General features: G+C 36.8%; 14 protein-coding genes and 1 other RNA gene. 3 read left to right on the top strand and 12 right to left on the bottom strand.

Features of this window, described 5'->3' with window-relative positions; translation table 11 throughout:
• Window positions 1-266 precede the first annotated feature (266 nt).
• Both J2T03_RS02465 and J2T03_RS02460 read right to left on the bottom strand, forming a co-directional pair.
• The gene (locus tag J2T03_RS02465; RefSeq protein ID WP_306842837.1) at window positions 267-1,217 is read right to left on the bottom strand and encodes a glycosyltransferase family 2 protein; all 951 of its coding nucleotides are present in this window, start codon (window positions 1,215-1,217) and stop codon (window positions 267-269) included.
• Between the two features lie 15 nt (window positions 1,218-1,232).
• Complete coding sequence (locus tag J2T03_RS02460) at window positions 1,233-1,832, bottom strand: DUF4199 domain-containing protein (RefSeq protein WP_307209219.1); 600 nt, start codon at window positions 1,830-1,832, stop codon at window positions 1,233-1,235.
• Window positions 1,833-1,963: 131 nt separating this feature from the next.
• On the opposite strand from J2T03_RS02460, the gene ffs reads away from it, so the two are divergent.
• Window positions 1,964-2,061, top strand: an RNA gene (gene ffs, locus J2T03_RS02455) — signal recognition particle sRNA small type.
• Between the two features lie 107 nt (window positions 2,062-2,168).
• Here ffs and J2T03_RS02450 read toward each other — a convergent pair.
• From J2T03_RS02450 to gyrA, 6 genes are all read right to left on the bottom strand, one after another.
• Window positions 2,169-2,855, bottom strand: coding sequence for a metal-dependent hydrolase (locus J2T03_RS02450; RefSeq protein WP_306842840.1), 687 nt, complete (start codon window positions 2,853-2,855; stop codon window positions 2,169-2,171).
• Window positions 2,856-3,043: 188 nt separating this feature from the next.
• The gene (locus J2T03_RS02445; RefSeq protein WP_306842842.1) at window positions 3,044-3,490 is read right to left on the bottom strand and encodes an SRPBCC family protein; all 447 of its coding nucleotides are present in this window, start codon (window positions 3,488-3,490) and stop codon (window positions 3,044-3,046) included.
• 11 nt (window positions 3,491-3,501) lie between these two features.
• Window positions 3,502-4,431, bottom strand: coding sequence for a 1,4-dihydroxy-2-naphthoate octaprenyltransferase (gene menA, locus J2T03_RS02440; RefSeq protein WP_307209217.1), 930 nt, complete (start codon window positions 4,429-4,431; stop codon window positions 3,502-3,504).
• An 87-nt stretch (window positions 4,432-4,518) separates the two neighbouring features.
• Entirely contained in the window at window positions 4,519-5,355 is an 837-nt protein-coding gene (locus tag J2T03_RS02435) for a 1,4-dihydroxy-2-naphthoyl-CoA synthase (protein ID WP_040994924.1), read from the bottom strand.
• A gap of 155 nt (window positions 5,356-5,510) precedes the next feature.
• On the bottom strand, window positions 5,511-6,536 hold the full coding sequence (locus J2T03_RS02430; protein ID WP_307209215.1) for a tetratricopeptide repeat protein: 1,026 nt from the start codon (window positions 6,534-6,536) through the stop codon (window positions 5,511-5,513).
• 28 nt (window positions 6,537-6,564) lie between these two features.
• On the bottom strand, window positions 6,565-9,147 hold the full coding sequence (gene gyrA, locus J2T03_RS02425; RefSeq protein ID WP_307209213.1) for a DNA gyrase subunit A: 2,583 nt from the start codon (window positions 9,145-9,147) through the stop codon (window positions 6,565-6,567).
• Between the two features lie 148 nt (window positions 9,148-9,295).
• On the opposite strand from gyrA, the gene J2T03_RS02420 reads away from it, so the two are divergent.
• Window positions 9,296-9,610, top strand: coding sequence for a DUF4286 family protein (locus tag J2T03_RS02420; RefSeq protein ID WP_306842849.1), 315 nt, complete (start codon window positions 9,296-9,298; stop codon window positions 9,608-9,610).
• 44 nt (window positions 9,611-9,654) lie between these two features.
• Here J2T03_RS02420 and J2T03_RS02415 read toward each other — a convergent pair whose 3' ends face one another.
• From J2T03_RS02415 to J2T03_RS02405, 3 genes are all read right to left on the bottom strand, one after another.
• Window positions 9,655-9,888, bottom strand: a complete 234-nt coding sequence (locus J2T03_RS02415; protein WP_306842851.1) for a hypothetical protein — start codon at window positions 9,886-9,888, stop codon at window positions 9,655-9,657.
• Window positions 9,889-10,059: 171 nt separating this feature from the next.
• Entirely contained in the window at window positions 10,060-10,554 is a 495-nt protein-coding gene (locus J2T03_RS02410) for a GNAT family N-acetyltransferase (RefSeq protein WP_306842852.1), read from the bottom strand.
• 5 nt (window positions 10,555-10,559) lie between these two features.
• Complete coding sequence (locus tag J2T03_RS02405; RefSeq protein WP_306842854.1) at window positions 10,560-11,072, bottom strand: DUF421 domain-containing protein; 513 nt, start codon at window positions 11,070-11,072, stop codon at window positions 10,560-10,562.
• 118 nt (window positions 11,073-11,190) lie between these two features.
• On the opposite strand from J2T03_RS02405, the gene J2T03_RS02400 reads away from it, so the two are divergent.
• A complete protein-coding gene (locus tag J2T03_RS02400; protein ID WP_306842856.1) occupies window positions 11,191-11,775 on the top strand; it encodes a hypothetical protein in 585 nt (194 codons plus the stop codon).
• Between the two features lie 51 nt (window positions 11,776-11,826).
• On the opposite strand, the gene J2T03_RS02395 is transcribed toward J2T03_RS02400, so the two are convergent.
• Window positions 11,827-11,961: a bacteriocin-like protein gene (locus J2T03_RS02395; protein WP_306842858.1), complete on the bottom strand. Its 135-nt coding sequence runs from the start codon at window positions 11,959-11,961 to the stop codon at window positions 11,827-11,829.
• Window positions 11,962-12,095: the final 134 nt, after the last annotated feature.

Below are 12,095 nucleotides of genomic sequence, written 5' to 3'. Positions count from 1 at the left end.
AATATAAATAAAAATGATTTTAGAAATAATTCTGTAGTTACGTTTTCTGCTATTATTTTGCATCATTTAAACTGTTAATTTAAAAGAATCATTAAAGATGCGAAGATTTTACCCACGATAAAATTGATAGTATAGTAGAGGAAGATTTGAATTTTTACTTTGGTTCTAATATTTTTATTTTTGGAGAAACCTTGGTTCAACACAGAAATCCCCAAAAAGTTTAGAACTCTTTGAGGATTTTATTCGTTGATGATCAGTTTAACGCATTAAATCACGTCATCAATATTATAATTCTTATGTTCCCTGTTGGTTCTGATGATCATTTCGCCTAAGAATCCGGCTATAAAAAGAAGGGTTCCCATAATCATCATCGTTAGGGCGATAAAAAACCAGGGATTGTTGGTGATTAGATGACCATAAATTCCCCTTGCCACATCGATCAGTTTTGAAATTCCCAGCCAAAGTGCAGAAAGAAATCCGACAATAAACATGACGGTTCCTACCGCTCCAAAGAAATGCATAGGCCTTCCTCCAAAACGGCTTACAAACCAAAGGGTTACCAGATCCAGAAAACCTCTTATAAATCTTTCGGTCCCGAATTTTGAGGTTCCGTAAGGCCTTGCCTGATGCTGTACTTCTTTTTCTGTAATTCTTCTGAATCCTGCATTCGCAGCTAATACAGGAATATAACGGTGCATATCTCCATACACATCGATGGATTTTACCACCTGTTTTTTGTATGCTTTTAAACCGCAGTTGAAATCATGAAGATAAACTCCTGATACTTTTCTTGCCGCTGCATTGAACAGTTTTGACGGAACATTTTTCGTCATGACATTATCAAAACGTTTCTTTTTCCAGCCTGAAACGATATCGTAATTATCTTCAGTCACCATTTTGTAAAGCTCAGGAATTTCTTCTGGAAAATCCTGTAAATCAGCATCCATGGTAATCACCACATCTCCGTTTGTTCTTTCAAAAGCCGCATGAAGCGCCTGTGATTTCCCATAATTTCTGGAAAATTTTATTGCGTGGATCTGAGGGTGCTGAACCTTCATATTTTCGATGATGCTCCACGACAGATCCGTACTTCCGTCATCTACGAACCAAATTTCATAGGACAGGCTGTTGGTATAACAGACATTATCAATCCTTGAAAAAAGCTCTTCCAGAGAGTCTTCTTCGTTTAACAACGGAATAACTATAGATAAATTCATTTAATTTTAATAAAATTATTCTTGATTTTCTGTTTCCTGATATACAGTTCTCGTTCTGAAAAATGCTCCAAAAAACACTGACAAAACTACGTAAAATATAAGAATTGCTGCAAAATATCCTGAAAAATGACTTGCCGTAAGCATATCTTTCCCTTTAATGGCTTCGGGAGAAAAACTTGGAAGCCTTTCTTTGTATTTCTTATCTAATTCGTCAATGTCTTTCTGATGCTTCATGATCTTTCTTGCAGATTGATATTCAGTGTCCAATTCTGTTTTCTGCCTCTGTACATACTGGTAGTTCAGCAGCTTTTTTGCATCGGGATCTACGAAATTAAGGAACGCATAAATGCTGAAAATAGAAAGGATACCTCCGATAAACATCGGAACGAACGCTCTTGAAAACGCATCTTTAAAACTTACCACTCTATTTTTGTTCCAGAAAGATTTCACAGACCAGAAGGCACCTCCTGCATATAAAATGGGAAGGATAAATGCATTGATTTTCAAGGAGATATCAAAATAATTGATACCTGAGAAAAAGTAATAGGCTACAAAAAAAATGATCATTGTAGCGATAAAAAGTATAATTCCTAATGTTGATGGACTTTTCGTCATGTTAGATTTTTTAGAAAAAAATTGAAAAATTATTACACTAAATTCCAGCTGTTTAGCTTTATTACTGTATTTTTTCAACTAATTTTCTTTAATTATATTTTGAAGTTTATAAATTATTCCTACCTTTGCAACGGCAAGTCCTAAACAACCAGCTCCTGAGAACCCTCCAGGGTGGGAACACAGCAAAGGTAATTGGTCGTAGCGGTGTGATTTAGGTAGCTTGCCATTTTTTTTTTGATTTAAGTTGAAGTAAGGTAATTGGAAGATTATCTTTTTTTGTTTCTATACTTTTCAGCATTTTCATTCTACTTTCCAGATTACCCTTCATTTTTTATATTAAAATTCAAACTCCTCTCCCAGCTTAGGAAGAACCAGTTCTACATTTTTATCTGCAAAATGCTTCAATGCACTTTCATGGTTAATCTCAATAGCAGGAAATGTATCAAAGTGGCAACCGATTACTTTTGGAGTCTTCAATAATTCTGCAGCGGCAAAAGATGCTTTTCTGGGACACATTGTGTAGTGGCTTCCGATGGGAAGGATAGACAGGTCGATATTCCCGAAAAGTCTTGGGAAAAGCTCCATATCTGCCATTACACCGGTATCTCCTGCCATATAGATATTCTTTCCTTCAGGAAGTCTGAAAATATATCCTACAGGAACGCCTCCGTAGCTTCCATCCGGGAACGAACTTGTATGATGAGCAGGTACCATGGAAATTTTAAGATCGTCGATTTTTGCCGATCCTCCTAGGTTCACGTCATCTTTATTTATTGCAGTTTTAAAGTATGCACAGATCTCAGGAACAGCAATAATTGTTGCCTGCGGATGAAACTGCAATACTTCTTCCACATCGGCAATATGATCGCCGTGAGCATGGGTCAGTAAGATATAGTCTATCTTCTGAGCTGATATATCAAAGCCGGATTCTGCTTTTTTGTAATTGTAAAAAGGATCACTTAAAATTGTCTTGTCTTTGTAAGTAAACAAAAAACAGTTTTGTCCTAAAAATTGTATTTTCATTTTTAATTGATTTTTTAATAATTTTTAAACATTTAAACACAAATAGCTCAAATATTTTTCACGAATAACACTATAAAATATTAGTGAAAATTTGTGTTTTATTTAAACGCTAAGAGCGCTAAGATTCTTAATAAACTAAATGTTTAAATTCGCAAAGGCGTTAACACTCAACAAGGTTTTATGTCAGATTATTTCTGTGGAAATTTATCCTCTATCAATCTTAAATTAATTCCGTGTTCTAAATAGGCTTTGCAACCATCGAGAACCGTTGTAAAACCACCTGTATTATCATTGATTATTTTTAAAAGATCTTCACCCGTCTGGCTGAATCCATAGCTTTTAATGACAACTAGGGTCCCTTTCTCCATTGTTTTGAATTCATAATCCACCTGCACAGCCGGATCTCCCCATTCTGTCTTGATCAGCTGGTTTGGAATAACCTGGTGAACTTTTACCTCAGATTGTACTCCGTACATCTCCCATTCCCAGGTCACCGTATTACCTTCTTCTAATTTTCCGGTAGATTTTGTAAACCAGAAATTAGTAGTCACTTCAGGATTGATAAATGCCTCAAAGACATCTTCAATCGGTTTTCTGATAAGCATTTGAGCTTCAACGTAGTTATTTGAACTCATAATATGGTAATTTATTTAAAAAAATTAAGTCCAATTGCTGTAAGAACTGCCATTGTAAATGTAAGAATACCCACCTGTTTTAGGAATGGGTCTAAGTCTTTGGGTTCTTTTACAGACATTATTTTCCTTCTAAGCTTAGCAAATGGGATCAGCAGGATCATTACAATGAAAACATAATAGTTTTGAGACTGTATGAAACCATTTAATCCTAAAAAAATAAGAATCAAGATCAAAGGAAGCTGCAACAGGACCATTTCGTAAATCATTGCATTTCTGAAGCCTATCCTTAATGCAAAGCTGTTTTTTCCTGACAGCCTGTCGCTTTCTATATCTCTCATATTATTAAGATTAAGGACTGCCATGCTCATCATTCCTACCGCTGTTCCGGGTAGAAGCATATCCCAGCTGAACGTTTTTGTGAACAGAAAATAGCTCCCGCAAACCGAAACCAAGCCAAAGAATATAAATACGAAAAGGTCTCCCAATCCCAAATATCCGTAAGGCTTTTTCCCAACTGTATAGCCAATTGCCGCCAGAATACAGGCTACTCCCAGTCCTATGAAAATATAGAATTCGTTCATATAATCCGGAAAGAAGGCAATATATAACAGTGCAATTGTGGCAATAAAAGATAATGCTGAGAAAAGGATCACGGCATTTTTCATTTGTTTTGCCGTAATTTTCCCTGAAGCTACAGCTCTGGATTCTGCTTCATTTATTCTTTTTGCATCAGTTCCTTTCACTCCATCACCGTAGTCATTGGCATAGTTTGATAAAATCTGATATAAAAGCGTTACCAGAATCGCCAGAGCAAAAATTTTCCAGTCCCATGTTCCACCTTCACCATAAAGTCTCCATTTTGCAATAAAGGCTCCCATTATAATTCCGCTTAAGGAAAGCGGTAAAGTTCTTAGCCTTGCGGCTTTTATCCAATCTGACATAAATATTAGATGTTAGATATTAGAAGCTAGAAGTTAGATTTAAAACCATAAGTCTCATATCTAATTTCTAACCTCTAACTTCTTATTTTAAGATATCCACTGATTTTCTCCGAAGTCCGGTTTTCTTTTTTCAAGGAATGCATTTCTTCCTTCCTGAGCTTCTTCTGTCATATAAGCCAAACGGGTTGCTTCTCCTGCAAATACTTGCTGACCGACCATTCCGTCATCCGTAAGATTCATTGCAAATTTCAGCATTCTGATGGAAGTCGGGGATTTTGCCAATATTTCCTGTGCCCATTCGTAGGCTGTATCTTCTAATTCTGCATGCGGAATTACGGCATTCACCATTCCCATATCCAAAGCTTCCTGAGCAGAATAGTTTCTTCCTAAAAAGAATATTTCACGGGCTTTTTTCTGACCTACCATTTTCGCCAGGTAAGCAGATCCATAACCGCCATCAAAACTCGTTACATCGGCATCGGTCTGTTTGAAAATAGCATGCTCTTTACTTGCCAAAGTAAGATCGCATACCACGTGAAGTGAATGACCTCCGCCTACTGCCCATCCCGGAACAACGGCAATCACTACTTTCGGCATGAAACGTATCAAACGCTGAACTTCAAGAATATTCAGTCTATGTCTTCCGTCTTCTCCTACATATCCCTGATGACCTCTTGCTTTCTGATCTCCTCCGCTGCAGAAAGCCCAGCCTCCGTCTTTGGCACTTGGACCTTCCCCTGAAAGCAGAACAACTCCTATTGAAGAGTCTTCATAAGCATCGTAAAAAGCGTCATATAGCTCTGAAGTTGTTTTGGGCCTGAAAGCGTTTCTCACTTCCGGTCTGTTGAAAGCAATTCTTGCTACCCCGTTACATTTTTTATAGGTAATATCTTCGTATTCTTTAGCGGTTTTCCACTCAATCATCTTATAAAAATTTTCCCAAAGATACGGAATTACAAAGAATTTTTAGGTTGAAATTTAATGATAATCAAGGTAAAAAATAAAGGAATATTTCAGATCAAAAAACAAAAACCGGAACATTTCTGCTCCGGTTTCATTTGCTTCAATCTAAGGAATTGTTATTTTGCTTTTGCTTTAAGTTCAGCTTCCTTAGCTTTCAGATCTTTAATTTTATCTGTATTTTTTGTTACGATATAGATCTCTTTCAATGCAGTAAGCGCATCAAGATTTTCCGGTGCGGCTTTGTACCACCCTTCAGCATATGGAAGTGCCTTATTAAATCTTTCTTTTCTTGCATCGATCAGTTTAGTTGCTTCTTCCGGTTTTTCCTTTCTTGTTGCATTGATTTGCTCTACAGTTTTTGAATCGTCTCCAATTACGGTATAAACAAGGTTCTGGTAAGCGTTATCAAAGTCAGGCTTAATCTCGATAGCTTTCTTAAATGACGCAATTGCATCTTCCACTGTCGCAGGATTTTTAGACTGCATTACTCCAAGATTGTACCAGTTGGTAGCATCGTTAGGGTTTTTAGCCAGTTGTTCTTTAAGTGCTCCGATGAATTTTTCTGTATTTCCAGAATCATAGTAAGCTGTAGCCTGAGCTTCTTTAAGTTTAGCATTATTTGGAAATTTTGCCAATCCTTTTTCAATAATAACCAATGCTTCATTAGGTTTCTTTGCATTCATAAGCAAAGTCGTTAATGTTTCATAAAGTTCCGGCTCAACACTTGGCGTCTGCTCTGTTTTGAAATCTGAATAATCCGCATTCTTTTTCATAAGTTCCCAAGTAGCTTTATCCAAATTCACTACCTGACCAGACTTTTTCTCTTTCGCAGTATACGTGGTTTGAACCCCTGTAAAACCTGAATTTATAAGATCTGTATATATTTTGATGGATTCGGCGCTGTTATTTGCCAAAGCATAGCTCAATCCTGCATAATACATATATATCTTATCATCCTGACCATTTGTTTTTAATAAGTTATAAACTTCTAAAAACTTAGGTGCGGCAACGGTATAGTTTTTTGCATTATATGCATCCATTGCAGCTTTGTTCGCTTCCTGCAGCTTGGCATTCACATCACCCTTCTGACCGAAAACGAAAGCAGAAGCTACGATTGCTATACCTAAAATGAGTTTCTTCATAATAACTATATTATATTAATTGTACTTTTTACTCTTCAGAATCAGAATTCTCATTTTCCTCAGCTGGATTTTCTTTTTCAGCCTGTGGAGGTGTACTGTTTTCCTGGTTATTAGCTTCATTTTCTGCATCTTCATTTTCTTCAGAATCATCCTCTACCTCTTTGTCCATTTCTACTTTTGCAATGGCTGCAATTTCGTCATTTTTCTTAAGGTTGATCATTCTTACTCCCTGGGTATTTCTTCCCATTACTCTCATTTCATCCATATTCATTCTGATGGCAACTCCTGACTTATTGATGATCATCAATCCGTCTTCGTCTGTCACATTCTGAATAGCGATCAGATTTCCGGTTTTTTCGGTAATGTTCAGGGTAATAACTCCTTTTCCTCCTCTGTTAGTGATTCTATAGTCCTCTACCGCAGTTCTTTTACCGTATCCTTTTTCAGAAACTACAAGAACTGTTTCTTTTTCTACATCATTCACAACAATCATACCAATTGCCTCATCATTATCGTCCATAGTGATACCTCGTACTCCGATGGAACCTCTACCTACTTCTCTTACTTTTTCTTCAGGGAAACGGATACATTTACCGTTTTTAGTAGCGATCATGATCTCAGATGTACCGTTGGTAAGATATGCCCCCAGCAATTGGTCATTATCTCTAATTTCAATAGCGTTAACCCCATTAACTCTCGGTCTTGAATAAGCCTCAAGGGAAGTTTTCTTGATGGTTCCGTTCTTGGTAACCATCACTACGCTCATCTGGTTTACATATTCAGCATCTTTCAGGTTATTGGTTCTGATATATGCTTTAATCTTATCATCCTGTTCAATATTGATAAGGTTCTGTACCGCTCTTCCTTTGGATGTTTTTGAACCTTCCGGAATTTCAAATACCCTCAGCCAGTAACATCTTCCTTTTTCTGTGAAGAATAACATATACTGGTGGTTGGTAGCAGAAACAATATATTCAAGGAAGTCTTCATCCCTTGTGGTTGCAGCCCTGTTGCCTACTCCGCCTCTGCTCTGAATTTTGTATTCAGAAAGTGAGGTTCTCTTAACGTATCCCGCGTGTGAAATGGTAAGAACTACCGCTTCGTTCGGGATAATATCCTCGATAGACATTTCTCCTCCAGAGAAGTCAATGGCAGTTCTTCTTTCATCACCATATTTTTCTTTGATTTCAAGCAATTCTTCTTTGATGATCTCAAATCGTCTCGGTTCATTCGCTAAGATATCTTCCAGGTTCATGATTTCTTTCATGATCGCATCATATTCATCACGGATCTTGTCAAGTTCCATTCCTGTCAGACGTGCCAGTCTTAGATCAAGAATAGCTTGAGCCTGAATGTCAGAAAGTTCAAATGCCTCGATCAGACCTTCTTTTGCAGCCTGAGGATTGGCACTGTGACGGATAATAGAAATTGCTCTGTCTAAGGAATCCTGAGACCCGATCACTTTCATGAAACCTTCCAGGATGTGAGCTCTCTCTTTGGCTTTCTTAAGCTCATACTGAGTTCTTCTCACAATCACTTCGTGTCTGTGCTCTACGAAATGGTGAATAATATCCTTTAAGTTCAGCTGTTCTGGTCTTCCTTTAACCAATGCAATGTTGTTAACACTGAAAGAAGTCTGAAGTGCTGTATATTTATATAATAAGTTTAAGACAACATTAGGAATAGCATCATTTTTCAATTCATAAACGACCCGCAGACCGTTTCTGTCCGATTCATCTCTGATCTCATGAATCCCTACAATTTTGTCATCTTTTATCAGTTCCGCTGTTCTGGCAATCATGTCTGCCTTGTTCACCTGGTAAGGAACTTCGGTAACGATAATAGCATTTCTGTTCCCAATTTCTTCGAAATTCACTTTTGCTCTCAGCACTACTCTTCCTCTTCCGGTATGGAAAGCATCTCTCACTCCGTCATAACCGTAGATAATCCCTCCTGTAGGGAAGTCCGGAGCCGTGATGTGCTGCATTAGCTCATCAATTGTGATTTCTCTGTTATCAATATAAGCAGTGATTGCATCAATGGATTCTGAAAGGTTGTGAGGCGCCATATTGGTCGCCATCCCTACAGCGATACCCGATGTTCCGTTTACTAATAGAGTTGGAATTTTTGTGGGCATAACGGTAGGCTCCGTCATACTATCATCAAAGTTATTCTGAAAATCAACGGTTTCCTTGTCCAGATCTGAAAGAATCTCATCAGAGATTTTCTTCAGTCTTGCCTCGGTATAACGCATTGCTGCAGGCGGGTCCCCATCCATTGAACCAAAGTTACCCTGCCCATCTACCTGGGGATAACGCAAGCTCCATTCCTGAGCCATTCTCACCATTGCATCATATACTGAGGAGTCTCCGTGCGGGTGATATTTACCCAAAACATCCCCAACGATTCTTGCAGATTTTAAATATTTTCTATTAGAAAAAACCCCTAATCCATACATACCATAAAGTACTCTTCTATGAACGGGTTTCAGGCCGTCTCTTACGTCCGGCAACGCTCTTGAAACGATAACCGACATCGAATAATCGATATAAGACGATTTCATTTCATCAACAATGTTGATAGGAATCAGTCTTTCTCCTTCTTTTTGCATAAACAAATTTTATTATAATGACAGTCAGACCTTTAGCTGTGCGTCTGAAAATTATTTATTTCCAATTTTTATTAACGGGCTAATTTACGAAATTTTTACCGATTTTTGTGATAGAATTTATCCACAAAATCTTAAAAATTCATAAAATATGAGCTTATTGAGTATAACTTTCCACTGTACCAAAAACAATATTGAAGAATGGGAAAATTATATTGATGAAACATTGGTGCTGATGGCGGAAAACCTTATGGATGTCAATAAATATATTCTTTCTGATGTACACAGCGATTTTATTGAGGAAGGTAAGAATTATAACCTGTTACTGATGTTTGACAATGATGATCTCAGGGAAGATTTTATTAAAAGTGAAATGCTGAACATTTCGGAAAGAATTGAGAAAAAATTCGGAACGGAAGTAATGATCTTCAATACTTTTCTGAATCCTAAAAAATCGAGATTTTAAATACAAATCAAAAGCCCTGAGTGTTCAGGGCTTTTTTATTTTTTTTAATCTCTGTGTCGTTTGTGTCCTTTGTTTTTATGATGATGACTTCTGTTGTCATAATCATAATAATACACTCGTTTTTTCACCTGGCCCGGAGCATAATATCTTGCACTTCCTCCATACACTTTTTTAGCCTGTCCGGGAGGGAGTCTCCTCACATGATGATCATGCACCACACATGATGTCATCATAAACATAATGGTTAACACCCCTACAATTTTCATTAAACCTTTCATATTTTCCACTTTTTTCAAATTTCAATAGGGAGATAACAAGGTTAGTGCCAAAGTACACCATAGCATTTTTTGAGCTTAAGAGTTTTAAGGGTTGAGCGTAAAGATTTTGGGGAAAAAGTGATTTATTTCATTAAAATTGAAAGATTTAAAGAATTTCCAGTGCTCTATTATTTATTCTATACTATCGCTTCGTTTTTCAAACAGGACAACATCTTTCCATTGTCCGTTGAGTTTTCCGATTTTTTTTCTCACTCCTACGGTTCTGAATCCGTTTTTCTGATGAAACCTTATGGAAGCTTCATTCTCGGGAAAAATACTAGCCTGAAGAGTCCAGAAACCGTGGCTTTCGCTGTCAAGGATCATCTTTTTCAGCAGCACTGATCCCAAACCCTTTCCCTGATAGATATTGTCAAAATAAATGCTTACCTCGGCGACACCTTTATAACATTCTCTTTTGCTTACCGGCTTTAGGGCACACCATCCTATTATTTCATTGCTTTCATTTTCCAGTACCCAACGGCAGTCGTTGTAATACTCCATATTCCATGCCTCAGCAGTAGGAACTTCTGTTTCAAAAGTGGATATCCCACCGTCTAATCCCTGCTTATAAATTTCCAGCACTCTTTTTTCATCACCGGGAAGCATTTCTCTTAACTCGTAATTCATTCTATTTAATGGTATTTTCTTTTATTTTTTCTTTTGATTCTTGAATAATGGGTTTGCTTTTCTTTTTCGTCTTCTGAAATAACGCTTATATTACCATCAACTTCAAGAATAGAAAGCTTAACGTCTTTTATTTTTTCCACTCCATGTTCTCTTATGGCTTCTTCCAGTTCATCTCTGGTAATCTTTACCCTGTTCAGAGCAGTCTGGTCTATCACCCCATCCCTGATCAGGATAACAGGATCTTCCTCCATAAATGTTTCGAATTTCCGGTTGGAGAACATAAGTCTTTTAAGAATGAAGTTGGCAGCAAACAGAACAAGTGCCGCAATAAGACCACCCTGCAAAGAGGTATCCGGGCCTACCATTGCATTCTGAACTGCATTGGAAATAAGGAGAAGCAGTACTACATCTCCTGCATTGAGCTGGGAAAGCTGGTTTTTACCAAAGAGGCGGATTGCGATCACCATGAAAAGGTAAACGCACAGGGAACGGACGGCAACGTTAAGAATAGGATCCACAATTTTTTATCTACTCAAATGTATTGATTTTTGTCATTCGTAAAAAATATTTTATTAACGGAATTTGGTATACATTTTGACATTACAATTCCAAATACAACACAAAAAATAACATCGAATGAAAAAATTGTTTCTAGGGTTAGGAATTTTCTTAACCTTTCTATTTTTAGGAATTTTCCTGCTCTTCGTATCCTTTAAAAAAGAAGAGACTAAGCCTGCTTTATCTGCAGATGCACAGATCACTCAAAAATTAAAAACTCTCTATTCTACATATGATAAGTATGGGAAGTATGATAATAGGATCTATGGTCACCCTATTCCGAAAAATTTATTTTCAACAGATTTGGAAAAAAAATTAAAAGAAGTAGTTGATATAACAAATGCTTCTGTTGAAAAAATAAAAAAAAGTGATCATCCTACTGATAAACCACACATTCTGGAAGGTTCAATTTTTACAAGTTTATATGAAGGATATACAAGCTATACCATACAATCTGTTGTGGTAAATTCTACAGGAACCTCAGCAGATGCAACTGTTAGACTTGAACACGCAATGTCTCAGCCTAAATTTATATGGACAGACAAGGTACATCTGGTAAAGTCCGACCAGGAATGGAAGATTGATAATATCAGTTTTGACAGTATTGGAAATTCGAAGGACCTTAAAGCAATTCTGAATGATTTTATCCAAAACGCGAAATAATATACTCAAACTTCATCATAAAAAAAGCTGCTTTTAGGCAGCTTTAATTTTTTAAGGGCATTGAGAGATTGGAATCTCGCTGCATACTACTTTATTCATCCATTCGCAGTATACACAGTATTGCTTAGGTTGTCCTCCATACACTGATTTTAAATCTGTTTTTGTCAGTTTCTTTAAATTTTTCATATTGTTTTAATTTATGTTTGATAAAATTAGAACGATTTTCTCAACGGTTTATTACAATTTAATGTTTAAAATTTTCATTATTTGTAGACAAACATAACAAGTTATTCCTTCTCGAAAACCTGTATATAATAGAG

The organism is Chryseobacterium lathyri (assembly GCF_030812195.1).
Taxonomy (GTDB): Bacteria; Bacteroidota; Bacteroidia; order Flavobacteriales; family Weeksellaceae; genus Chryseobacterium; species Chryseobacterium lathyri_A.
Note: the sequence above shows the minus strand (reverse complement) of the source record. Positions and strands in the feature narration are given on the sequence as shown.